The sequence below is a fragment of the Citrobacter sp. Cb080 genome (genome assembly GCF_030334745.1).
In the GTDB taxonomy this organism is placed as follows: Bacteria; Pseudomonadota; Gammaproteobacteria; order Enterobacterales; family Enterobacteriaceae; genus Citrobacter; species Citrobacter braakii.
Map to the genome: position 1 here is coordinate 124,187 of NZ_JAOWDG010000062.1, position 24,328 is coordinate 148,514.

The 24,328-nt window shown below is 51.2% G+C and carries 21 protein-coding genes and 2 pseudogenes; 10 read left to right on the top strand and 13 right to left on the bottom strand.

Going from position 1 to position 24,328, the window contains the following annotated elements; translation table 11 throughout:
- Nucleotides 1-101 precede the first annotated feature (101 nt).
- A complete protein-coding gene (gene pdeH / locus OGV38_RS11080) occupies nt 102-869 on the top strand; it encodes a cyclic-guanylate-specific phosphodiesterase (protein ID WP_016157708.1) in 768 nt (255 codons plus the stop codon).
- A 77-nt stretch (nt 870-946) separates the two neighbouring features.
- Nucleotides 947-3,007 carry an AsmA family protein gene (locus OGV38_RS11085; RefSeq protein ID WP_269519117.1) on the top strand — a complete coding sequence of 687 codons (2,061 nt, stop codon included), beginning with the start codon at nt 947-949 and terminating at the stop codon, nt 3,005-3,007.
- A 93-nt stretch (nt 3,008-3,100) separates the two neighbouring features.
- Here OGV38_RS11085 and OGV38_RS11090 read toward each other — a convergent pair whose 3' ends face one another.
- The 3 genes from OGV38_RS11090 to OGV38_RS11100 all read right to left on the bottom strand — a co-directional run bounded on the left by OGV38_RS11090 (nt 3,101) and on the right by OGV38_RS11100 (nt 6,693).
- On the bottom strand, nt 3,101-4,423 hold the full coding sequence (locus OGV38_RS11090; protein ID WP_003023312.1) for an MFS transporter: 1,323 nt from the start codon (nt 4,421-4,423) through the stop codon (nt 3,101-3,103).
- Nucleotides 4,424-4,717: 294 nt separating this feature from the next.
- On the bottom strand, nt 4,718-5,746 hold the full coding sequence (yhjD, locus tag OGV38_RS11095; protein ID WP_016154892.1) for an inner membrane protein YhjD: 1,029 nt from the start codon (nt 5,744-5,746) through the stop codon (nt 4,718-4,720).
- Nucleotides 5,747-5,793: 47 nt separating this feature from the next.
- On the bottom strand, nt 5,794-6,693 hold the full coding sequence (locus OGV38_RS11100) for a LysR family transcriptional regulator (RefSeq protein ID WP_286473302.1): 900 nt from the start codon (nt 6,691-6,693) through the stop codon (nt 5,794-5,796).
- A gap of 119 nt (nt 6,694-6,812) precedes the next feature.
- Between OGV38_RS11100 and OGV38_RS11105 the strand changes: the two genes are divergently transcribed.
- Both OGV38_RS11105 and OGV38_RS11110 read left to right on the top strand, forming a co-directional pair.
- On the top strand, nt 6,813-7,571 hold the full coding sequence (locus OGV38_RS11105; RefSeq protein ID WP_016157705.1) for an SDR family NAD(P)-dependent oxidoreductase: 759 nt from the start codon (nt 6,813-6,815) through the stop codon (nt 7,569-7,571).
- Between the two features lie 547 nt (nt 7,572-8,118).
- Nucleotides 8,119-8,721, top strand: coding sequence for a helix-turn-helix transcriptional regulator (locus OGV38_RS11110; protein WP_016154889.1), 603 nt, complete (start codon nt 8,119-8,121; stop codon nt 8,719-8,721).
- An 18-nt stretch (nt 8,722-8,739) separates the two neighbouring features.
- Here OGV38_RS11110 and OGV38_RS11115 read toward each other — a convergent pair whose 3' ends face one another.
- Entirely contained in the window at nt 8,740-9,090 is a 351-nt protein-coding gene (locus tag OGV38_RS11115; RefSeq protein ID WP_269519111.1) for a glycoside hydrolase family protein, read from the bottom strand.
- 71 nt (nt 9,091-9,161) lie between these two features.
- Nucleotides 9,162-9,716 (bottom strand): GNAT family N-acetyltransferase, encoded by a 555-nt coding sequence (locus tag OGV38_RS11120; protein ID WP_137352438.1) that lies wholly within the window; start codon nt 9,714-9,716, stop codon nt 9,162-9,164.
- A gap of 167 nt (nt 9,717-9,883) precedes the next feature.
- Here OGV38_RS11120 and OGV38_RS11125 point away from each other — a divergent pair.
- A pseudogene (locus OGV38_RS11125) lies at nt 9,884-11,474 on the top strand (STY4199 family HEPN domain-containing protein).
- Nucleotides 11,475-11,501: 27 nt separating this feature from the next.
- Here OGV38_RS11125 and OGV38_RS11130 read toward each other — a convergent pair.
- Complete coding sequence (locus OGV38_RS11130; protein WP_286473303.1) at nt 11,502-13,151, bottom strand: alpha,alpha-trehalase; 1,650 nt, start codon at nt 13,149-13,151, stop codon at nt 11,502-11,504.
- 425 nt (nt 13,152-13,576) lie between these two features.
- On the opposite strand from OGV38_RS11130, the gene OGV38_RS11135 reads away from it, so the two are divergent.
- Nucleotides 13,577-14,971: a cytochrome-c peroxidase gene (locus tag OGV38_RS11135; RefSeq protein ID WP_016157700.1), complete on the top strand. Its 1,395-nt coding sequence runs from the start codon at nt 13,577-13,579 to the stop codon at nt 14,969-14,971.
- A gap of 381 nt (nt 14,972-15,352) precedes the next feature.
- Nucleotides 15,353-15,436, top strand: coding sequence for a damage-inducible type I toxin DinQ (dinQ, locus tag OGV38_RS11140; protein WP_003837776.1), 84 nt, complete (start codon nt 15,353-15,355; stop codon nt 15,434-15,436).
- A 66-nt stretch (nt 15,437-15,502) separates the two neighbouring features.
- Here dinQ and gorA read toward each other — a convergent pair whose 3' ends face one another.
- Together gorA and OGV38_RS11150 are read right to left on the bottom strand one after the other, a co-directional pair.
- Nucleotides 15,503-16,855, bottom strand: a complete 1,353-nt coding sequence (gorA, locus tag OGV38_RS11145; protein ID WP_019078096.1) for a glutathione-disulfide reductase — start codon at nt 16,853-16,855, stop codon at nt 15,503-15,505.
- Nucleotides 16,856-16,959: 104 nt separating this feature from the next.
- Nucleotides 16,960-17,802 carry a 23S rRNA (adenine(2030)-N(6))-methyltransferase RlmJ gene (locus tag OGV38_RS11150; RefSeq protein ID WP_016154881.1) on the bottom strand — a complete coding sequence of 281 codons (843 nt, stop codon included), beginning with the start codon at nt 17,800-17,802 and terminating at the stop codon, nt 16,960-16,962.
- Between the two features lie 214 nt (nt 17,803-18,016).
- Here OGV38_RS11150 and prlC point away from each other — a divergent pair, with 214 nt between their 5' ends.
- Both prlC and rsmJ read left to right on the top strand, forming a co-directional pair.
- A complete protein-coding gene (gene prlC, locus OGV38_RS11155) occupies nt 18,017-20,059 on the top strand; it encodes an oligopeptidase A (protein WP_104652229.1) in 2,043 nt (680 codons plus the stop codon).
- A gap of 8 nt (nt 20,060-20,067) precedes the next feature.
- A complete protein-coding gene (gene rsmJ, locus OGV38_RS11160; RefSeq protein WP_094761590.1) occupies nt 20,068-20,820 on the top strand; it encodes a 16S rRNA (guanine(1516)-N(2))-methyltransferase RsmJ in 753 nt (250 codons plus the stop codon).
- Nucleotides 20,821-20,918: 98 nt separating this feature from the next.
- Here rsmJ and OGV38_RS11165 read toward each other — a convergent pair whose 3' ends face one another.
- Genes OGV38_RS11165 through OGV38_RS11185 form a run of 5 tightly spaced genes read right to left on the bottom strand, consistent with a single transcriptional unit; the run spans nt 20,919 to nt 23,921 of the window.
- Nucleotides 20,919-21,206: an HPr family phosphocarrier protein gene (locus tag OGV38_RS11165; RefSeq protein WP_029139725.1), complete on the bottom strand. Its 288-nt coding sequence runs from the start codon at nt 21,204-21,206 to the stop codon at nt 20,919-20,921.
- A 2-nt stretch (nt 21,207-21,208) separates the two neighbouring features.
- A complete protein-coding gene (locus OGV38_RS11170; RefSeq protein ID WP_286473304.1) occupies nt 21,209-22,381 on the bottom strand; it encodes a mannitol dehydrogenase family protein in 1,173 nt (390 codons plus the stop codon).
- Nucleotides 22,382-22,398: 17 nt separating this feature from the next.
- Nucleotides 22,399-23,097, bottom strand: coding sequence for a DeoR/GlpR family DNA-binding transcription regulator (locus tag OGV38_RS11175; RefSeq protein WP_286473306.1), 699 nt, complete (start codon nt 23,095-23,097; stop codon nt 22,399-22,401).
- 39 nt (nt 23,098-23,136) lie between these two features.
- Nucleotides 23,137-23,565, bottom strand: coding sequence for a PTS mannitol transporter subunit IIA (locus OGV38_RS11180; RefSeq protein ID WP_016157693.1), 429 nt, complete (start codon nt 23,563-23,565; stop codon nt 23,137-23,139).
- Entirely contained in the window at nt 23,562-23,921 is a 360-nt protein-coding gene (locus OGV38_RS11185; RefSeq protein WP_286473308.1) for a PTS sugar transporter subunit IIBC family protein, read from the bottom strand. The genes OGV38_RS11180 and OGV38_RS11185 overlap by 4 nt, the downstream gene beginning before the upstream one ends.
- Before the next feature lie 72 nt (nt 23,922-23,993).
- Here OGV38_RS11185 and OGV38_RS11190 point away from each other — a divergent pair.
- Nucleotides 23,994-24,328, top strand: a pseudogene (locus tag OGV38_RS11190) (IS1-like element IS1B family transposase); the annotation flags it as partial.

The window sequence follows — 24,328 nt, forward strand, 5'->3', positions numbered from 1 at the left end:
GTTTCTATTTTGCGTAGGGCTGAACGTAAAGTTCTTCGCCTGAGCGCCGATAACCTTTGACGAGTCCGGTCAGTCACACTCTTATTTACAGGACATCTCAGATGATAAAGCAGGTTACCCAGCAGCTAATTACGCTCGATGCGAGTATTGAAAACTTGCAGGAGAGACGCTATTGGCTTCAGTGCGAGCGTGCTTACACCTACCAGCCGATTTATCAGACCAACGGACGGCTGATGGCCGTTGAGCTGCTGACCGTCGTGAGCCATCCTGAAAACCCCTCCCAACGTATCGCGCCGGACCGCTATTTCGCCGAAGTGGCCGTACGACATCGTGTAGATGTGGTGAAAGAGCAGCTTGTACAGCTTGAACAAAAAGGGGCGTTTTTCAAAGCCCACGATCTGCTGGCATCCGTGAATGTCGACGGGCCAACGCTGATTGCAATGCGCCAGGATCCCGAAATCCTGAAAATCATCGAATGTCTGCCGTGGCTGCGCTTTGAACTGGTGGAGCATATCCGCTTGCCGAAGGGATCGTCGTTCGCCTCAATGTGCGAGTTTGGCCCGCTCTGGCTGGATGATTTTGGTACCGGAATGGCAAACTTCTCGGCTCTGAGTGAAGTGAGTTACGACTATATCAAAGTGGCGCGGGATCTATTTGTCATGCTGCGCCAGACGCCGGAGGGCCGCAATCTCTTTACGCTGCTGTTACAGCTGATGAACCGCTATTGCCGCGGTGTGATTGTCGAAGGCGTTGAAACGCTGGAAGAGTGGCGTGATGTGCAAAACTCACCGGCTTTCGCTGCGCAAGGCTATTTTCTCTCTCGTCCAGTGCCTCTTGATACCCTTGAAGACGTAATTCTGTCGCTTTGATAAGGATGTAGAACGCCTCCTTTTCCTCTGCTGGACTATCTTTAGGACAGGCAAGGAAGAAAGTAAGGAGGTTAAACATGACGAGAACAGGCAAAATAACCACTTCAGTAATAGGGGTTTTCTTGTTGTTGATCGTCGTACTCATCATCGTGATTGCGACATTTGACTGGAACCGGCTCAAACCGACCATCAACCAGAAAGTCTCTACAGAACTCAACCGGCCCTTCGCCATACGGGGTGACCTGGGCGTGGTTTGGGAACGCCAAAAACAGGAAACCGGCTGGCGTAGCTGGGTTCCGTGGCCGCATGTTCATGCTGAGGATATCATCCTCGGCAACCCGCCGGACATTCCTGACGTCACCATGGTGCATCTCCCGCGCGTTGAAGCCACGCTCGCCCCACTGGCATTGCTGACAAAAACCGTCTGGCTCCCGTGGATCAAGCTGGTCAAACCCGATGCGCGGCTTATCCGCCTGTCGGAGAAAAACAATAACTGGACCTTTAACCTGGCAGGGGATGAAAACCGCGATCCCAATGCGCCTCCATCAGCCTGGTCTTTCCGGCTGGATAACATTCTGTTCGACCAAGGTCGCATCGCCATTAACGATAAGGTGACGAAGTCAGAGATTGAGATCCTGGTCGATCCGCTGGGTAAGCCGTTGCCCTTTAGCGAAGTGACTGGCGCAAAAAGTAAAGAGAGCAACGCCCACATTGAGGACTACGTGTTTGGCCTGAAAGCGCAAGGCCGATATAACGGGGAACCGCTAAGCGGTAGCGGGAAGATAGGCGGAATGCTGGCACTGCGCGGTGAAGGAACTCCTTTCCCGATTCAGGCTGATTTCCGTTCGGGTAATACGCGTGTGGCGTTTATGGGTACGATAAACGATCCGATGAATATGGGCGGGGCGGATCTGCGGCTTAAATTCTCGGGAGATTCGCTAGGGGATTTGTACGATTTGACCGGCGTGCTGCTCCCGGATACGCCGCCGTTTGAAACCGACGGACATCTGGTCGCGAAAATTGACTCGGAAAAATCCTCTGTTTTTGATTACCGCGATTTTAATGGCCGAATTGGCGACAGCGATATTCACGGAACGCTGGCCTATACCACCGGTAAGCCGCGCCCAATGCTGAAAGGGGATGTTGAGTCACGCCAACTGAGGCTGGCTGATTTGGGGCCGCTGATCGGTGTGGATTCAGGCAAAGGGGCCGAGCGGGCCAAACAATCTGAACAGCGCAAAGGTGAGAAGAGCGTCCAGCCCGCGGACAAGGTTTTGCCGTATGACCGTTTTGAAACCGACAAATGGAACGTGATGGACGCTGACGTACGTTTCAAAGGACGGCGTATTGAGCACGGCAGCAGTCTGCCAATCAGCGATCTCTCCACCCATATCATCCTGAAAAATGCCGATCTGCGCCTGCAGCCGCTGAAATTTGGCCTCGCGGGAGGCAGCATTGTCTCCAGCATCCATCTGGAAGGGGATAAAAAGCCGATGCGGGGGCAGGCGGACATCCAGGCTCGCCGCCTGAAGCTAAAAGCGCTGATGCCGGATGTGGAGCTGATGCAGAAAACGCTCGGTGAAATGAACGGTGACGCCAGGTTTAGCGGGAGCGGAAACTCGGTAGCGGCGCTGCTTGGTAACAGCAATGGCAACCTGAAGCTGCTGATGAACGACGGTTTGATCAGCCGGAATCTGATGGAAATTGTTGGCTTGAATCTGGGCAACTATCTTGTTGGACAGATATTTGGTGATGACGAGGTGCGGGTGAACTGCGCGGCGGCGAATCTGGATATTGTTAACGGCGTAGCCCGCCCGCAGATTTTTGCCTTCGACACGGAAAACGCGGTCATTAATGTCACTGGTACGGCGAGTTTTGCGTCGGAGCAACTGGATTTAACCATCGATCCGGAGAGCAAAGGCATTCGTATTATTACTCTGCGTTCGCCGCTGTATGTTCGCGGCACCTTTAAGAATCCGCAGGCCGGTGTGAAGGCCGGGCCGCTGATTGCGCGCGGTGCGGTTGCTGCCGCGCTGGCAACGTTAGTGACGCCCGCGGCGGCCTTGCTGGCGCTGATTTCACCTTCTGAAGGAGACGCTAATCAATGCCGGACCATTTTGTCGCAAATGAAGAAGTGATTTTTGCCGTTGTCGGATGGCGCTAACGCTTCGCTTCTGCGGCCTACATTTCATGCTCAACGTAGGCCGCAGACGGTGCTTACAACCAAAGAATCACAATGATTGATGGCGGGTTTCGTGGGTTAACAGCAGCGCAATCAGCGTTAACGCCGCCATTGATGCCAGATACGTACCTACCGCCGCCAGGCCGTAATTCGCCTGCAGCCATGCGGCAATGTAAGGGGCAACGGAAGCACCAAGAATCGATGAAACGTTGTACGAGAACGACGCCCCCGTGTAGCGCACTTCGGTCGGGAACAGCTCCGGCAGTAGCGCGCCCATCGGACCAAATGTCAAACCCATCAGGCTCAAACCAAGCAACAGGAAGGCGAACACCAGCACCGGATTGCCAGAGCCGAGCAGCGGTTTAAAGGCAAACAGCGCAAACAGAATAATAAGCGTGGTGATGATGAGCATGCTCTTGCGACGACCAAACGCATCGGCCAGCAGGCCCGCCACCGGCACCATGACGCCAAAGCCAATAACCGCCATCATCAGCATCCACAACACTTCATTACGCGGCAGGCCAAGCCCTACAGGCGCCGCGGCGGTGCTGAACGTCATGGAATAGACGGTCATGATATAGAACAGCGTATAGGTCGCCAGCATAATGAACGTGCCGAGGATCGTCACGCGGACATGTTTTGTCAGCAGGGTACCCAGCGGGATTTTCACCTGTTTTTTCGCCGCAGCCACTTTGGCAAAGACCGGGGATTCATGCAGCGAAACGCGAACGTACAGACCGATAATCACCAGCACCGCAGAGAAGATGAACGGTACGCGCCAGCCCCAGCTCATAAACTGCTCGTCGGTCAGCAGCCAGGAGAGCAGCAGGAAAGTGCCGTTGGCGAAGAAGAAGCCGATAGGTGCGCCCAACTGCGGGAATGATCCGTACAGCGCGCGTTTACGCGGCGGTGCGTTTTCCGTCGCCAGTAACGCCGCGCCGCCCCATTCACCGCCCAGTCCTAAACCCTGACCAAAACGCGCCAGCGCCAGCAGCAGCGGGGCGAAAATACCGATAGTTTCATAGCCCGGCAGCAGGCCAATGACAACCGTCGAGATCCCCATAGTGAGCAGTGAGGCAACCAGCGTGACTTTACGCCCTACGCGATCGCCAAAATGCCCGAACACAGCAGAACCGATAGGCCGTGCCACAAAGGCGATAGCAAAGGTGGCAAGGGACTGCAGCGTTGCCGCGGTCGGATCCCCCTGCGGGAAGAAGATATGGGGGAACACGATCACCGCGGCGGTGGCGTAGATATAGAAGTCGAAGAACTCAATGGCAGTGCCAATGAGTGAGGCGACGACGACTTTATTGCGCGAGTTGACCGGGGTGTGTTCCTGTTCGTTGTCGAGCGTTGTGGCTGTTGCTTGCATAATATTTTCTTATTTTTGGTCGAACGAAAGGCCATATTACGCACAGCAAAAGAGACATTTCAATCTGTAACAAACCTTGCGATCGGTCAAAAACAGAGCAAAAAGGGGATAATTTTTAGGCTGGAGATTTCACTTCCATGAAATGCTTCACATAATTTAAAACTTGGATGATAAAACTGGTTTTTGGTTAAACAAAAGTTACGGGCTGGATTTTAATTCTGATAATGCGCAGAATTTCGACGTAAGCATTGGGTTGGCCGGATAAGCGCAGCGTTATCCGGCAGTAAACAAAGATTAGCGGTGGGTTTTCCCCGGCATACGCGGGTCGTCTTTGTACTCCGCTGTGGCAATCCAGGCAGCGCAAAACAGAGTCAGACGGGCGAAGAAGTAGAAGAACGCCATCAAGCCAAGTACGGAACCAAACGCCGCGCCTGACGGCGATTGCACCAGTGATGGCAGCGTGTACGTCATGATCATTTTGATGACTTCAAACCCCAGTGCTGCGATAAACGTGCCGCGAATGAGCGCTTTTTTGCGCGGTCGGTGACGCGGTAGCCGCCAGAAAATCCAGAAGAACAGCAAGTAGTTGGCGAAAATAGAGATGGTCAGGCCGATCAGCCGCCAGGCGGGCTTCAGCCATTCGATGCCGTCGAGATACAGCGCAGAGATAATCATCTGCTGGGCGGAACCGGCGATGGAGGTAATGGACAGCGTAACAATCAGCGCAATCAGTAAGCCAATCAATGAGACAAAATCACGCAGATATTTGACCCAAATTTTTTCCTGATCCTGTGGGGTCCGCTCCCAGACATCCCGCGACTGGGCACGAATAGCTTCGCGCAAGTTTCCCATCCAGTTAATTCCGGAATAGAGCGCGATGGCAAGACCCACCAGACCGACGGTGGTTCGTTGCTGAACGGCGGTATTGATGGTGTTTTTCAGCGTGGAGGCGAGTGTCGGATCGCTGACGTTGAGCAGGATTTTGCTGAAGATATCCTGCAACAGCGTAGGGTGCGAAGCGAGAATAAAACCCGCAGCGGCAAACGACACCATCAGGATAGGGATCATCGACAGAAATGAGAAGTAGGTAATGGCGGCGCCAAACTGATTTCCCATACGATCGTTAAATCTCTCCGCGGCGCGAATCAGATGGGCAATCATGGGCTGGCGTTGAATTTTATCGGCGAAGGTCAGGGCGGTTTTCAGCGCCTGGTTGGTCTTACCGTTGGTTTCTGTATTCTTACGCTCCAGGGTCTCAATTTTTGGGATTGGTGCGTGCTCAAGTTCCTGAATGGGGCGTTTAATCTCTTTTTCCTGCGTCATCAGGGCAGTAATCCTTGTTCTGTTCATTCTCAGGACAGTATAGCTTGTCAGTCCACATAGTCTTTCATCACGCCGGTCAGCCATTCCATAAACAGATGTACGCGGCGGGAGAGGTTACGGCGATGCGGATAGAGCAATGAAACCGGTAATGGTTCGGCGCGATATTGCGGCAATACTTCAATCAGCGTACCGGCGCGCAGGGCATCACGCACGCCCACGCGCGGTACCTGAATAATGCCCAGACCGGCAAGACATGCCGCATGATACGTTTCGGTACTGTTCACCGTCAGCATGCCGCCGGTTTTAACCCATTTAGCACCGTTGTCTGTCGCCACTTCAAAGCCTTGCGCACGTGTTCCCAAATTGACTGAGTAGTGAACCACCGCATGCGAGGCTAAATCCTCCAGGCTTTCCGGATAACCAAAGCGGGCGAGGTATTGCGGGCTGGCGCAGTTAATCTGCGTGAGTTTCCCCAGCGGGCGCGCAATCAGCCCTGAATCTTTCAGCGTTCCCACGCGTACCACACAGTCGAAGCCTTCGCGGATCAAGTCCACCAGGCGGTCGCTGCTGCTAAGTTCGAGCTCAAGCCCTGGATACTGATGCAAGAAGGCCGGTAAGCGGGGCATTACCAGATTTCTCGCCACACCAACCGGCATATCGACGCGCAGCTTGCCGCTGATGCTGGCCGGGTCGCGATGGAATAGCCCATCCAGTTCATCGAGATTGCTCAACAAATCTTTCGCTCGTTCGTAATAGATCATGCCGTCTTGCGTGAGCTGAACGCGGCGGGTTGTGCGGTGCAACAACTGTGTGCCCAGGTGATTTTCCAGGGCCTGGATTTGACGCGATACGCTACCTTTAGGAAGTCCGAGGGTGTCTGCCGCGCGCGAAAAGCTCTCCAGTTCTGCGACGCGGATGAACAACTGCATTGCGTGAATTTTATCCATTCTCATGCCCTATTGTTGTTCTAAATGAAACAGTAATGCGCAGTAAGCGGTATTTATTATTTTTCTACCACCTAATAAGCTTTGTCTCAATCTTCACAATACCTGAAATGAGGTTTCTTATGACGCAACGTATCGCATTGGTGACCGGCGGCGGCCGTGGACTCGGTAAAAACGCGGCGCTAAAGCTGGCGAGTAAAGGCATTGGTGTCATCCTGACGTGGAACAGCAATGAAAAAGAAGCGCAGCAGGTTGTGGATGAAATTCGCCAATCTGGCGGTAAAGCTGCAGCATTACCGTTGAACGTCGGAAATATTTCCACTTTCCCTCAGTTTGTCAAACAGGTGCAGGAAACCCTACAAACGCACTGGCAAAGCGACACCTTTGATTATTTATTGAACAATGCCGGAGTTGGCATTAACGCGCCTTATCCGGCGTTCACTGAAGCGCAATTTGACCAGCTTTTGGACATCCATTTTAAAGGACCTTTTTTCCTGACACAGAACCTGCTGGCGCTGATCAACAACGGCGGACGCATTCTTAATGTCTCGACCGGATTGTCGCGCTTTGCGCTACCGGGTTACAGCGCTTACGCTGCCATGAAAGGGGCGATGGAGGTGTTAACCCGTTATCAGGCGAAAGAGCTGGGAGAGCGCGGCATTACGGCGAATATTATTGCGCCTGGGGCAATCGAGACGGATTTTAGCGGCGGAAACGTGCGGGATAATGCGCAATTGAATGCCTACATTGCATCGCAGACGGCGCTGGGGCGTGTTGGGTTACCGGACGATATTGGCGACGCCATTGCTGCGTTGCTCAGCGATGAGCTGGCCTGGATGACGGCACAGCGTATCGAAGTCTCTGGCGGGATGTTCCTGTAATTGACTGCCTCTTACTTAGCCTTTTGAGCAATCGAAAACTGGCGCGCCATCAGAGGTCAAAATATAGCTGATGGCGTTTGCCGGTATTATTTGGAATCTGATACCGCGATCGCGGTGCTGAAAGAGATCGGGGATAAACGTTCTGAAGAGTTCATTCTTCTTCGGGAGTGGATTTGTTGCATCAGAAACCATGATCACCTTCCCATTCTCATGTCCGTATGATCATTTAATGCGATATTTTGTTTTGTAACATATTTGTCTGTTATCGTGAGTTCCTTATTTTTAGCTAAGAATATAAACTTTGGATTATTAATATTAGCAATCCAGTTTTGAACATCAAATATTAAGGATTTTCTGAATATTTGATCCCGATTTTGATCCTTTGTGTGATTCTTTGGTTTCAGCTGTAATTATTTATAACGTCTGCTTCTTTCTTCTCCGTCTATCGGTAAAATGGCCTCCGCCAAATGGTGACTTCATATTTTGCCCCTCGGATAATACCCTTCCGCGTGTTAAGGCTAATATCTTATTCAGACGGAGATAAATAATGCAGTTAATAATGTTTGACAGGCAGTCAATATTTATTCATGGAATGAATGTAATTTTGCAAGAGCGTATTCCAGGAGTGAATGTTCAGGGTGTCAGTCAGGCAGATGATCTTTGGCGGACGCTGGAAGACAATCCTGATGCACTGGTAATGCTGGATGGAGATTTTGACGCTGAGTTCTGCCGTAGCTTGCTGCAACAGATAGCAGAGCGCTTTGCGAAGGTAAAAGTGCTGGTAACCGCAACGGACTGCCGTAAAAAATGGCTACAGGAAGTCACGCAATTAAACGTGCTGGCCATTGTTCCGCGCGACTCTGATGCGGAAACCTTCACGCTGGCACTCAATAGCGTCGCGATAGGTATGATGTTTATCCCCAGAGATTGCATCACAGCGACCGAATGTGGCGGGCAAAATATCAGATTGCTCAGCGCGCGTCAGCGGGAGATTCTGACGATGCTGGCCGCCGGAGAATCTAATAAACAAATTGGTCGATTATTAAATATCAGCACCGGAACGGTAAAAGCCCATCTTGAATCGCTGTATCAGCGCCTGGAGGTAAAAAACCGTACGCAGGCGGCAATGATGCTAAACGACACCCTATAATGGGAAAATATTTCACAGTCAGACTGTTTCTGGCTGTGAAATAGCCCCCGGCCAGAATTCAGCACTGCAAAACCGGCTAATCCCCACGCTGAGCATCCATGCAATTAACGCTTCCTGTTGAAACCGATCTTGTATTTGCGGCATTTCCTTATGGATGAATGCCTCGCAGATATTTATATCCGCGAACAGCAATGTTTCGGCTTGCATCAGAATAATTGGGGCATCAAAGGATTCATCTGCGGTGATTTCGTGCCCGTAGCCAATGACCCAGATCCCCTTTTTGTCCTGATACTTTTCCAGCGACAGGCCCTGCCATTGCTTAATAAATGCGATACAGGCGGGCGTGAACTGCGTCGAATGTAGCGGCATAATAATCTCTGTACAAAAAGACCTATTTTAAGAAACACACCCCGTTACGCCAGCCGCCATCCAGCCATTTTTTACAGCAAAACGCCTGATGGCTTGGGCGGCTGATATTCATGTTTTAACAGGCCGAAAATCCAGTCATCATGCCAGGTTTGATGTAGCCAGTAGCTTTCTCGCAGCGTGCCTTCGAGAATGAACCCGACCTTTTCCAGTAGACGCCGTGAGGCATCGTTTCCTGCGGTGACGCAGGCCGTCAGTCGGCGTAGTCCTCCGGCGGTAAACGCATAATCGCAAACGGCATGCAGGGATTCAGCGCCATAACCTTTGCCCTGCGCCTCGGGAGTGAGCAGAAAGCCGACCTCGGCACATTCATTTTTATCCTGAATATATCCGGTTACCCCAAGCGGTACGCCCGATGCCTTATCGCACAGGACCAGGCACAGCCAGTGTGGACTGCCGGGAGACCATTCAGGCAAGCGGGAGTCAAAGACTGTCCGTATCTCCTCTTCGGTACGCGAGTCAGCGACAAAGCGCATCACATCTGCGTTCTGCTGTAACGTTAAGAAAAACGCCCAGTCGTCATGTGTGAGCGGGCGGCAGATCAAACGCGAGGTTTTCAGTACAGGCACAGGCTTATCTCCAGAATAATTTTCAATGATTGTGCGGAAGTCACTGTAAAACATATTTATTTGCTATATGAATGTGTTTTAGTCTGTGGCGGCACAGCGCTGCATTTAAAAAAGATAACTACACACCATTGTGAGGCCGCACTTTTTGGGTCCTTTTAGGGAAGATAATGACCAATAGCGCGTTACAGGCGACATGTACACCATTCGAACATTGTTTGGGGATAATCCGGCAAGCCTCGGTAGAAATTTTGCTGATGCTTGGCGTGCGCGTCGCAGAGGGTAAAGATCCACGCTGGTTTCTCGAGCAGCTTGACCAGGCGCGATTGAATCTGGGAGGTTGGGGTGTTGTCGCCAGGCGGTTGCAGATGAATGACGCGCAATTGAGTCAGTTCACGTTGCGGCTACGCCATCTTCAGCAGAGCGTGCCGCAATATGAAAATGGCCAGGACGTCAGTGAAAATCAGCTGATTTCTGCGCTGCGCTTTGTCGCTTCTCTGGAACAGTTGCGCCAGCAACAGCCCCTCCTGAAGTATCCAACCGAGATTGAACGTGCAGAGCCGGATGCGCAGATGCGGGCGCAGCGTCAGCTTCGCGCAATAGAATTAACCCTCAAATCGCTGATTGCGCGGGTATGGCCGGATCAACATCCGCTCAACAGCTTCCTGAAACAGCACTTTGGCGGTGAACGTCTGCGTCGCTGGTTAAAGCTGGGAGAAAGTCGGGATGCGCTGGACGGCATGATGTTTAGCGAACTGGCGCTGATGGTTGTCGATAAGAAGTTATTCGTTCGGCATTTTAGCGAGATTTTTAACGATACCTCGGTGCTCATGTCGTTTGTTGAGCCACGTATCACGCTGAGGATGTTCCTGGATGACTGCCGCCTGGCCCGTAACTGCGTTATCGCGCAGCAGCCGCTAACCTCAGTACAACTGCTGTTGCTGGATTGTCAGTACCGACAGATTACTCACCCTGTGCAGCGGGCATTTGGAGAACGGCGTACGCGCATTAATCCTGCGTCGTATCTGGAGTCCGATGAGGCGATGGTTCGCCAGTTTTGGGAAAGCGCAAAGCAAAAAGACGAGCAGGCGGGGGGGCGATAAACAGGAAATCGCAGACAGTATCGATCCGCCGGAGAAGCGGGCCAGGCGCACGGCGGAAGAACGTGAACAGCTGATTTCCGGCATGTTGTGGGTAGCGGTCGGCGTGATGGTGCTGGTGATTTCGCTGGGCGCGTTCTGGTTATTCACTTCGCCAGCGCCACAAGCGTCTTCCGGGCTATCCGTTGAAATCGTGCAGGAGGAGCCACGGCGTGATGCCCCTGGTGCGCGGGAGTCGGTGACCCGAATGGGCATCACCTGGGATGCCTTTAACATGCGCGCGGCTATCGAGCGCAACGACACCCGTGTGACGTCACTTTTCCTACAGGGCGGGATGGACTGGAAGCTGGCGTGGACGGAGCAGGCATTCTCGGCAGGCAATACCGAGGTGTTGAGGCTGCTGCTGCGTTACCCTTCGCAGATGAGTGAGAGTAAGCCATGTCGGCAGTTTATGACCACGGTCAGCCATGCGATGGCGAATGGGGCGTCACTCACATCGCTGCATAAAAGCTATCTGCAAAGTTTTTGCTCGGTGCCGGCGGTTGTCGCGCGTCAGCAGTATAACCTTGAACAGGCCGAGCTACGCGTTCGCGCGCAGCCAAGCCCAGAGAACAAGAAATGGCAAAAAATTCACGCCGAACTGTACGATGCGATTAACTGACGGTCTGATAATTCAGACCGTCAGCTGCTAGGGGTCGCCATACAGACCGATGAGTCGGCGCACCACGCCATTGGTCCAGCCAAAGCCGTCCTGTAACGGATATTCTCCGCCGCCGCCTTTGCGCGGCGCGGCGTCGGCGATGTGGTATTTTTCGATAAGCTTGTGGTGTTCCTGATAAAAGAGATTCACCGTTTTCAACCAGTTACGGGCGATTTCATCCCCGAGATGGTCGTCGCCGTAAAGTTTGAAACCCTGGATCGCCATCCACTGCAGCGGCGCCCAGCCGTTGGGTTTATCCCATTGCTCACCCGTTTCATGCTCCGTGGCTAAAATCCCTCCGGGGGTAAGCAGGCGACTGCGGACCGCATTGGCAAGTCGGTCGGCTTGTTCATGCGTTGCCATGCCGACATACAGCGGCACAATACTGGCGGCAGAGAACAGGGCCATTTGTTCGCGCCGCCAGTCGTAATCGCGATAGCAGCCGTTTTCATCGTCCCAGAGATAGCGATTAACCGCATCGCGGCGGTCATTGGCTTTCTGGCGAAACTGCGCTTCAGTTTCTTTGTCGCCTTTCAGTGCGGAAATATTGGCGATAGTGCTCTCCAGCTTGTAGAGGAACGCGTTCAGATCAATAGGGATGAACTGAGTGGTGCGTATGCTGGCAAGACGGCCTGCATCGCGTAGCCAGCGCGAGGAGTAATCCCAGCCGGAGGCCGCGCCCGCGCGCAAATCCCGATACACTTCATTGGGTGGGCGACCCGAATGCTTGGCGGTCTCGACGTCTTCAAGCCACGACTCATCGCGCGGCGTATCACGATCGTCCCAATAGCGGTTGAGCAGGGAGCCGTCCGACATTCTGATCACGTGACGGTAGGCCTGGTTGAGTACCAGGGAATCTGCGCCATCCATCCAGAACGCGTACTCCATTTTTAGATGATCAAGGTAACGACGCGCACCGCGTACGCCATCCTCTTCAAACAGTTCGACCATCAGCGCAAAGACCGGCGGCTGCGAGCGACTCAGGTAGTAAGTACGGTTACCGTTCGGGATGTGACCATAGTTTTCAATCATCCAGGCAAAGTTATCCGCCATACATTTCAGCAGATCTTCGCGACCGCTCTCCGCCAGACCCAGCATGGTGAAGTAGGAATCCCAGTAGTAGGTTTCACTAAAACGTCCGCCGGGCACAATATATGACTGCGGTAACGCCAGCAGCGAGGACCAGGGAATGTGGTCCTGTGGTTCGCGCGTCAGCACCGGCCACAGTTGATCGATATGCTGTTTCAGCGAATTTGCCGGGTCAGAAACATATTCACTGGAGGGCGTTTCCGGGAGCCAGAAGTGGTTCTCGACGAAGCGTCGCAGATCAAAGTCGCGGTGGCGTTTAACCTTGCGATAGCGGATCAAAATATCCAGCGGATCCATTTTCGGCGCACAGTCGGGGAAGGTTTTGCTATCGGCAAACAGTTTCGACGACTGAACGTGTTCGAACAGCTCGAGGTAACGATCGGCGGGAGTTAACGCATCTGAAGCGGGTAACCCTTCAATCATCTCTGGTTCAGGCTCCGCCTCAATCATTTCATCCAGCTTTAACTCGCACGGATCCATTTCATAAAGCAGATCAATGTCGATCGTCATTTCTTCAGAAGGGACGTGGGGTAGTTTCTGGTTGAGCATAATGCGAAAGACCTCCGATGGACGTTGAAAGATTAAGGCTATTGCCCGCTCGTCAATTAAGCGTAGACATTCGCTTCGGTATCTGGTGAGTAAAGCGTGCGGTCGATCACATTTTAGTGCTGCGCAATATCCAAAAAATAAATCTATCCCAATGAAAATAATGAATAATTCCGAATTCTGCACAACCTGAGGATATTCTATTTTCAGAACATTCGATTGCAACGAGGTGTGAACACAACCTGGTAACGTTTAACTCTATAATAGGCACAGGCTATTCTATCGATAGTTCTCCTCCATGTAATTGCTTGATACTTATCAAAATAGTAATCCCCTCATTTCCTATGATGGTCAGGTCTGACAAAGACTGTCTATTAATTATTCTAATTTTCTGGGTCACAATAACTCACAACGGTGAGGGTAAAATAATGAAAATCATTACCCGTCTTACCGTGATTGCCATAGCTGGCGTCGCGATTTGTTATTTTGGATTATCCGGTTATGTGTGGTATCACGATAATCAACGGAGTAAACAGGCTGATGTTCAGGCCTCTACGCTGGAAGAAAATAATAAAGTACTAGGGTTCTTACGTGAAAAAGGATGCGATTATTGTCACACTCCTTCGGCTGAATTACCTTTCTATTCTTCTTTTCCCGTCGCTAAGCAGTTGATGAATTACGATATTCAACTGGGATACAAATCATTCAATCTGGAGGCCGTTCGTGCGGCGCTGGTCGCGGATAAACCCGTTTCGCAAAGCGATCTGAATAAAATTGAGTGGGTGATGCAATACGAGACCATGCCGCCGACGCGTTATACCGCACTGCACTGGGCTGGCAAGGTAAGCGATACGGAGCGAGCAGAGATCCTGGGCTGGATTGCGAAACAGCGTGAGCAGTACTACGCCAGTAACGATACTGCCACGCAGCATCGTAATGAACCTGTACAGCCGATACCGGAAAGCATCCCGACCGATGCCCGCAAAGTAGCGCTTGGTTTTACGCTTTACCATGACCCGCGTATTTCCGGCGATAGCACGATTTCTTGCGCGCACTGTCACGCCCTGAATGCGGGCGGCGTGGATGGCCGGAAAACGTCAATCGGTGTAGGCGGCGCGGTTGGCCCTATCAATGCGCCAACGGTATTTAACTCGGTCTTTAACGTTGAGCAATTCTGGGATGGCCGTGCGCCAACATTGCAGGCGCAGGCCGGTGGTCCACCGTTGAACCCTATCGAAATGGCGTCTAAATCCTGGGATGAAATTATCCAGAAACTGGACAAGGATCCGCAACTTAAGCAAGAGTTCATTGCCGTTTATCCGCAGGGATTCAGTGGGGATAATATTACCGATGCGATTGCTGAGTTTGAGAAAACGCTGATTACGCCAAATTCGCCGTTTGATAAATGGCTGCGTGGTGATGAAGCGGCCTTAACCGCTCAGCAAAAACATGGCTATCAGTTGTTTAAAGATAATAAGTGCGCGACCTGTCATGGCGGTATTATTTTAGGCGGACGTTCATTTGAGCCATTGGGGCTGAAAAAGGACTTTAATTTCGGCGAGGTCACTGCTGCAGATATTGGCCGCATGAACGTCACCAATGAATTACGTGACAAGCTGCGTCAGAAAGTCCCTGGATTGCGTAACGTTGCGCTGACTGCGCCTTATTTCCATCGCGGTGATGTGCCTACGCTCGACGGCGCGGTAAAACTTATGCTGCGTTATCAGGTGGGTAAAGAACTACCGCAGGAAGATATCGACGATATCGTGGCATTCCTCGAAAGCCTTAATGGGGTATATACACCGTATATGCAGGGTAAATAATGTCTCTCAGGTCCAGATTCGGACGTAAAAAAACCGACTTCACGTCGGTTTTTTTACGCTTCAGCCCGAGTTGGTGGTTCTGGCCGAAGTGAGAGTTCCATCATCTAACGCTTCAATCGTATTACCTTACCGGTAGTATTGCAAGAATACGCTGGTTGTTTTGATTAAAATAACTGTATACTTATCCAGTTAGCTCTGAAGCATTTTCATTCCGGACGCGCGCTAAACGCTTTCTAAGTCCTGATCGGCTGTACGGGTGGTGCCGTTGGCCGATGCTCTGGCCGGAGTGAGAGTTCCATCATCTAACACTGGGACATGCGCCGTGACAGGCAATGGATGAGTAAGCGGATGCATTCTCACTCCATCTGATGGAGAAAACGGGTGATTGATAAAGCAATCATCGTTCTGGGAGCGTTAATCGCGTTGCTGGAGCTGATCCGCTATCTGCTGCAACTGCTGAACTGATAGCGGAAACGTAACTAAGGGCAAAGAGCTAACCCCTCTTTGCCCTTTAACATTCCTGAAGCGCGATTAACGCATGGTGACAAACTCTTCAGATGCCGTTGGGTGAATGGCAACGGTGTTATCAAAGTCTTTCTTGGTTGCGCCCATTTTCAGAGCGACCGCGAAGCCTTGCAGCATTTCATCCATCCCAAAACCAATGCCATGAATACCGACAATCTTCTCTTCCGGACCGACGCAAACCAGCTTCATGCGGCACGGCTGACGGTGGGTGGTGACAGCGGTATACATCGCGGTAAACGATGATTTATACACTTTCACCTGATCATCGCCGTGCTGTTCGCGAGCCTGCTGCTCGGTCAGGCCCACGGTACCAATAGGCGGATGGCTGAAGACCACGGTCGGGATGTTGCTGTAGTCCAGATGTTCGTCCGGCTTGTTGTTAAACAGACGCTCGGACAGACGACGGCCCGCGGCAACGGCAACCGGCGTCAGCTCAACGGCCCCGGTGTTATCGCCGACGGCATAAATACCCGGCACGCTGGTGTTCTGGAATTTATCAACGACGATGTAGCCTTTTTCGTTGGTTTTCACGCCAGTAACCGCCAGGTTGAAGTTGTCGGTGGCAGGTTCACGACCGATCGCCCAAATCAGGCAATCTACCGTTTCGCTACGACCATCTTCCAGTTGCAGGGTCAGGCTACCATCAGCGTTTTTAACGACCGCTTTTGGAATCGCGTGAGTATGCAGAGCCGGGCCTTCGGCGTTCATCACCTCAACCAGCGTGTCGACGATCATTGGGTCGAAGCTGCGCAGCGGCGCGTGTTTACGCACGAACAGATGCGTTTGTGCACCCAGACCGTTAATTACGCCCGCCAGTTCAACGGCGATGTAGCCTGCGCCAACAACGGCTACGCGTTTTGGCAGCGCGGGCAGCTCAAAGAAACCGTCGGAGTCGATACCGTATTCCACACCCGGAATGCTCGGATGGCTCGGGCGACCACCGGTAGCAATCAAAATATGATCGGCAGTAATGGTTTCACCGTTCACTTCAATGGTTTTGGCATCCACAAAGCGGGCAAAGCCTTTAATCACATCGACATTATTTTTGCCCAGCACGTTGTCGTACGAGGTATGAATGCGATCAATATAAGCGGTGCGCGTGGCGATCAGTTTATCCCAATCGAATTTATTGATGGTGGTGTCGAAACCGTAATCCGGCCCGTACATGTGGATTGCTTCGCGGACCTGTGCGGCATGCCACATCACTTTTTTCGGTACGCAGCCAACGTTAACGCAGGTGCCGCCTAGCTCTTTAGCTTCAATCAGCGCGCATTTCTGGCCGTACATTGCTGCACGGTTAATGGAGGCAATACCACCGCTGCCGCCGCCAATAGCGATGTAATCATAGTGCTTGGTCATGACCGCTCCTTCATGTTCATTGTAGGGCGGAGAAGCGTTACGCCATCCGCCAAAATATTCGCGATTGTATACCTGAAATTAAAAGGTTCCACCGATGACTGCGATTACTCCGGCACGATCCAGCTTACCGACGTATGACCGGTTCCTGCCGGAACCAGTTTGCTGTGCAACCACGGCAGGACACTGTTCATCTGCTGCTCCAGCTTCCACGGCGGGTTTATTACAATCATACCGGACGCCGTCATGCCGCGCTGATCGCTGTCCGGACGCACCGCCAGCTCAATCTGCAGAATTTTGCGGATACCGGTGTCTTCCAGGTCGTGGATCATGCGTTTGATTTGCTGGCGCAGAACTACCGGATACCACAGCGCATAGGTGCCGGTTGCGAAACGCTTATAGCCTTCGTTAATACCGGTCACCACCGCCTGGTAGTCGCTTTTGATTTCGTAGGGGGGATCGATAAGGATCAGCCCGCGACGGGAAACCGGCGGTAATTTTGCTTTTAGCTGCTGATAACCATCGGCTTTGGCCACGCGTGCGCGCTCATCTTTCTGGAATTCGCCGCGCAGCAAAGGAAAGTCGCTCGGGTGCAGTTCCGTTAATTGCAGGCTATCCTGTTCTCGCAGCAGCTGGCGAGCAATTAATGGAGAGCCGGGGTAGTAGCGCAGTTGGCCGCTACGGTTGAAGTGCTTCACCACGCCAATGTAGGGTTCCAGTTCGGCAGGCAAATCGTCCTGCTGCCAGATACGGGCGATCCCTTCCAGATATTCACCGGTACGTTCGGCATGCTCACTGCTCAGCTGATAACGGCCTGCGCCAGCATGGGTATCCAGATAGAGAAACGGTTTTTCTTTCTCTTTAAGCGATTCGATGATCAGGCTCTGGACGGTGTGTTTAAGGACGTCGGCGTGGTTGCCAGCGTGATAACTGTGGCGATAACTCAGCATGGGTAAACGTGTTCCAGGTTATAAACGTAGGCCCGAAAACAGCGCAATATCGGGCGAAAATAAAGCGTATCACCACAGTATACAGAAAAGTCGTCACTGCCGCGAAAGCGCAACGCCTGGCATTGAAATCCTCTACACTTAACCCCATTGTACAAATTAATATGCACAGCGCCGGATACGCGCTTCATTCACTCTTTTCAACAGGACCGCGCTAATGACCAATCCATTGCTGACCCCCTTCGAACTGCCGCCATTTTCTAAAATTCAGCCTGAGCACGTCGTGCCTGCCGTGACTAAGGCGCTGAACGATTGCCGCGAAAACGTTGAGCGAGTGGTTGCGCAGGGCGCGCCGTACACCTGGGAAAATCTTTGCCAGCCGTTGGCGGAAGTTGACGATGTGCTGGGGCGTATTTTCTCTCCGGTTAGCCACCTGAACTCGGTGAAGAATAGCCCGGAATTGCGCGAAGCCTACGAACAAACGCTGCCGCTGCTGTCTGAATACAGCACCTGGGTTGGGCAACATGAAGGTCTGTACAAAGCGTACCGCGACCTGCGTGACGGCGATCATTACGCCACCCTGAACACCGCACAGAAAAAAGCGGTCGATAACGCGCTGCGCGATTTTGAGCTTTCTGGTATTGGTCTGCCGAAGGAAAAACAGCTGCGCTATGGTGAGATTGCCACCCGCCTGTCTGAGCTGGGCAATCTCTACAGCAATAACGTCCTCGATGCCACGATGGGCTGGACTAAGCTGGTGACTGATGAAGCGGAACTCTCCGGCATGCCGGAAAGCGCGCTGGCGGCTGCAAAAGCCCAGGCTGATGCTAAACAGCAGGAAGGCTACCTGTTAACGCTGGATATCCCAAGCTACCTGCCGGTGATGACCTACTGTGATAACCAGGGGCTGCGTGAGGAGATGTATCGCGCTTACTCCACTCGCGCGTCTGATCAGGGGCCAAACGCTGGTAAATGGGACAACAGCCCGATAATGGAAGAGATCCTCGCGCTGCGCCACGAGCTGGCACAGCTGCTGGGCTTTGAAAGCTACGCTTTTAAATCTCTGTCCACCAAAATGGCGGAAAACCCGCAGCAGGTACTCGACTTCCTGACGGGCCTGGCGAAACGTGCCCGTCCTCAGGGCGAGAAAGAGCTGGCTCAACTGCGCGCCTTCGCGAAAGCGGAATTTGGTGTCGATGAGCTGCAGCCGTGGGATATCGCTTACTACAGCGAGAAACAAAAACAGCACCTCTATAGCATCAGCGACGAGCAGCTGCGTCCATACTTCCCGGAAAACAAAGCCGTTAACGGCCTGTTTGAAGTGGTTAAACGTATTTACGGTATTACTGCTAAAGAGCGCACTGATGTTGACGTCTGGCACCAGGAAGTACGTTTCTTCGAACTGTATGACGAAAACAACGAACTGCGCGGCAGTTTCTATCTTGACCTGTATGCCCGTGAACATAAACGTGGCGGGGCGTGGATGGACGACTGCGTCGGCCAGATGCGTAAAGCCGACGGTACGCTGCAAAAGCCTGTTGCCTACCTGACCTGTAACTTTAACCGCCCGGTGAACGGCAAACCCGCGCTTTTTACCCACGATGAAGTGATCACCCTGTTCCACGAGTTCGGCCACGGTCTGCACCATATGCTGACCCGTATCGAAACCGCCGGTGTTTCAGGTATCAACGGCGTGCCGTGGGATGCGGTCGAACTGCCGAGCCAGTTTATGGAAAACTGGTGCTGGGAGCCCGAAGCGCTGGCATTTATCTCTGGTCACTTTGAGACCGGTGAGCCGCTGCCCAAGGAGTTGCTGGATAAAATGCTGGCGGCGAAAAATTACCAGGCGGCGCTGTTTATTCTGCGTCAACTGGAGTTTGGCCTGTTTGATTTCCGTCTGCATGCGGAGTTTAACCCACAGCAAGGGGCGAAAATCCTCGAAACGCTGGCGGAAATTAAAAAGCAGGTCGCCGTGGTGCCGGGACCAACGTGGGGCCGCTTCCCGCATGCCTTCAGCCACATTTTTGCTGGTGGCTATGCGGCGGGTTACTACAGCTACCTGTGGGCCGACGTGCTGGCGGCGGATGCATTCTCTCGCTTTGAAGATGAAGGGATTTTCAACCGTCAAACCGGACAATCGTTCCTCGATAACATTCTCACCCGTGGTGGTTCTGAAGAGCCGATGGAACTGTTCAAGCGCTTCCGTGGCCGTGAGCCGCAACTGGATGCAATGCTGGAGCATTACGGGATTAAAGGCTGATTATTCACGTGAAAATCTGCTTAGTAGATGAAACAGGCGCCGGAGACGGCGCCTTATCTGTTCTTGCCGCCCGCTGGAATCTTACGCACGATGAAGATAACCTGATGGCGCTGGTGATGACACCGGAACATCTGGAACTGCGCAAACGTGATGAGCCCAAACTCGGCGGTATCTTCGTGGATTTCGTTGGCGGTGCGATGGCCCATCGGCGCAAATTTGGCGGTGGTCGCGGCGAAGCAGTGGCGAAGGCGGTTGGCATCAAAGGCGATTACCTGCCGGATGTGGTTGATGCGACTGCAGGGCTGGGGCGCGATGCGTTTGTGCTGGCCTCAGTAGGCTGCCGCGTGCGAATGCTGGAACGTAACCCGGTCGTGGCGGCGCTGTTGGATGATGGCCTGGCGCGAGGGTATGCTGACCCGGAAATCGGTCCGTGGCTGCAGGAACGTTTGCAACTGATCCACGCTTCAAGCCTGACGGCGTTAACCGATATCACGCCGCGTCCGCAGGTGGTGTACCTCGACCCGATGTTCCCGCATAAGCAGAAAAGCGCGCTGGTGAAAAAAGAGATGCGCGTGTTTCAGTCGTTGGTGGGGCCGGACCTGGATGCGGATGGGCTGCTGGAGCCTGCGCGTCAGCTAGCCACTAAACGTGTGGTAGTGAAGCGCCCGGATTACGCACCGCCGCTGGCGAATGTCGCCACGCCGAACGCGGTAGTTACGAAAGGGCATCGGTTTGATATTTACGCGGGGACTCCTGAATAGCCTTTCCACTTAACTCGATCATGGGTGGTGGTCATCATAATGCTCCCAAATCTTCGGATGTTGGCGCTTATTTAAAAATAAGCGCCAATGATATTAGCTTATTCACCTAAACCATTTTCGATTTCGGCGCTAAGTTTTTGTAATGCAATTTGGGCATCTTCACCCAGGAATACGATATTGACTTCATGGCCTTTTTTTATACCCAGGGACATGAGAGCCATTAGACTCTTTGCATTTACGTATTTATCACTTCTTGCAAGATTTGCGATCTTAACTTCACATTTAAAGGGTTTTAATGTCGCAACCAGGTTTGCTCCTGGACGAGCATGTAGACCATGCTCATTTTTTATGATGAAACGAGCATTGCAATTGGCATCAGGCATCATAATTAACACTGTGTCGTTGGAATTAAATTTTCAGCATCCAGCGCTAAATATTGCTGTGCAACATTAAGCGTCACAGGGTGATTTTTAGGTAAGCCAATGATTTCGGCAGCGGTAGTCAGCAATCCCATTCGTTGCATTTTCTGTTGCAGTTTGACAGAGGCTTGATCGTCTTCGGCATAATAAGCAAGGCCGCAAGCGATCGCTTTTGTGAGGGGGGTGTAATCGAGGTCGTGTTTAAGACAAAGTTGCACGACACCCATTAAGCGATCCTGATAAGCCAATTTCCGAATAGGATCATAGGCGACACGATGAATCGAATCCGGGAGTTCGTTTTTAGCTTTAGGTAAGTACTCCAGATCTTTTAATGCTTCACGCGTGATTTGTGGGTATTCGGTCATTACCGCAGTAATTGTGACATCGTGTACCGCATTGGCCAAATCTGAAACCTGAGGATCGGCTGAGGCATCAGGAATGGTTTTGTAACCTTTCAGGTGTCCATACCAGGCGGTAGTAGCGTGAGGGCCATTGATGGTAAATACTTTGATGTCTTTAAGCATTTCCAGATGTTCGCGTGGCTCTAGCCATTCCACACCACTGATGTCGTTATAAAGAGGAGTTTGAATGATCAATGAGGCAACGGCGGTGCTGTCTATCTGGGTTGCGTAGTGCGTTTTGGCATCGGTGGAGCGTCTGACAATTGAGTCGCGGATCGCTACGTGGGTGTCGAACCATTGACGCGCTTCAGCAGATGGGATTGCGTCACGGTACCAGCCTTCAATATCTTTAATAATATGATTTTTATTTGTCAGGCAAATTAATGACATTTTTTTGTTTGGGTCGATATGATATTGATGCTCAAAACATTTGCCAAGATACTGAGCGGATTCTGCAAAATCCTCTGGATAAAGTGGACACATAATGACAGACGACTCAAGAAAGTCATTCATGACAGAATAGTTGTCATCGGTCAAAAAAGCATTAAAGTTGGTGATCTCGTGTAAAATGATGCCATCAGTACGAAAAACCTGAACGGTATATTTGTTTTCACGGTTCAGTTCATCAATAACTCTTTGGTCTTTATCCAGAAATGTTATATCCCAGCCAGCATTGTCAAATGTTTCGCCCACAAAGCCTTTACCAAGGCGGCCAGCGCCTATAATTAATACGCGTTTCATTATAACTCCTCATATTATTAGATATCCTTGCTCGTGAATATATGATTTATATCCTTGAGTGAGGACACCACGAAATTAGATCTGGTCTCAAGTTTTTCTTCGGTTACAAGAATGGCAACTTCATTAGAGACTTCAGCCATTTTTTGTTTGGTATAACACTCATCCAGATCGGGAATAGTTACACCGACTTCACTGTCAACATGCGCAACACCCATAAAGTATATATCCGGGCGAATAGCATTTAATTCGCGAATAGTTTCAGCACCAATTAAAACCAAAGAGTTTTTATAAAGCCTGCCCCCTAATCCTATAACCTCTACATTCTTGTAATCACTTAATAAATGCAGAATAGGGATGTTATTAGAAACAACAGTGTATTTTAAATCTTTGGGTATTAGCTTTATGAGTTCGTAGTTAGTTGTTCCTCCGTCAATTAAAATGACGCTATTTTCTTTAATTAAATGTACGGCTTTCTTTGCCAGCTTTACTTTCTCATTGGTGTTCAGATCCTGCCGGACATTAAACTCAGTGATGGCAGGCCCGACGCGTATTGCGCCACTATGAACACGATGAATTACTCCTTGATTCGCAAGCTCATTTAAGTCGCGTCTTATGGTGTCCTCAGAAACCTTAAGACGCTCACTTAATTTACTGACAACAATCTTTTTCTCTTTCTCAAGTATTTGAAGAATAATATCTTGTCTTGCCGCTTTCATCGTAATGACTCATTTTATTCAGAGAATAATGAGTATATCTTAGATGTTTAGCACTTGTAAAATATATTCTATAGAGTTAGCGGTTCGTAATGCCTGAACATTCTTTTCTTCAATGCAAATTAAGGCGATTTTATTTAACAAGTCCATATGTTCGCCTTCTTTACCCGCGATACCTATGGTTATATAGGCAGTATTTCCATCACCAAAGTCTATACCGTCAGGAAACTGTACTAAAGAAATGCCTGACTTAATGATTTCGCAATCTGAACCATCCGTACCATGTGGTATTGCTAAACCATTGCCTAAATAAGTTGAAACAATCTCCTCTCTGAGTTTCATTCTCTGAACGTATTTATCTGTCACATAGCCATTCATTTTCAGAATATTTCCAGTAAGGGTTATAGCTTCAAATTTATCGTTGGCATGTGCATTAAGAATAATGTTCTCGGGGATAAAGATGTCACTCATGCTGGCACCTCTTCATGGTTTTCATGATTATGCGATTTTATAAACGCAACTGTTTCGTCATAATCACTCAACTTAATAAAGTTATTAACGGTCATAAACACAGTATCGGTGTTTTCACAGCTTAATTTTGCGCGCTCAAGGAGCCCAGATAAAGTAATTACCATATCGTAGTCTCTACCCACTCGGTTTGCTGAATCGTTAATAACCTTAATATAGCCGAGCCCTTCTTCTTGTAGTCGTTTACGTAGAACAGAAGCGCCCATTGCGCTAGAACCCATCCCGGAATCACATGCGACCAATATACGTTGCACCTTTTTTACGCTGGTATTGGATAAGCCTGGGACAAAATCAGCCACAGATTTAACCTGACGCCGGTGATGCTGCCAACTTACTGATTTAGTGTATGATGGTGTTTTTGAGGTGCTCCAGTGGCTTCTGTTTCTATCAGCTGTCCCTCCTGTTCAGCTACTGACGGGGTGGTGCGTAACGGCAAAAGCACTGCCGGACATCAGCGCTATCTCTGCTCTCACTGCCGTAAAACATGGCAACTGCAGTTCACTTACACCGCTTCTCAACCCGGTACGCACCAGAAAATCATTGATATGGCCATGAATGGCGTTGGATGCCGGGCAACCGCCCGCATTATGGGCGTTGGCCTCAACACGATTTTCCGCCATTTAAAAAACTCAGGCCGCAGTCGGTAACCTCGCGCATACAGCCGGGCAGTGACGTCATCGTCTGCGCGGAAATGGACGAACAGTGG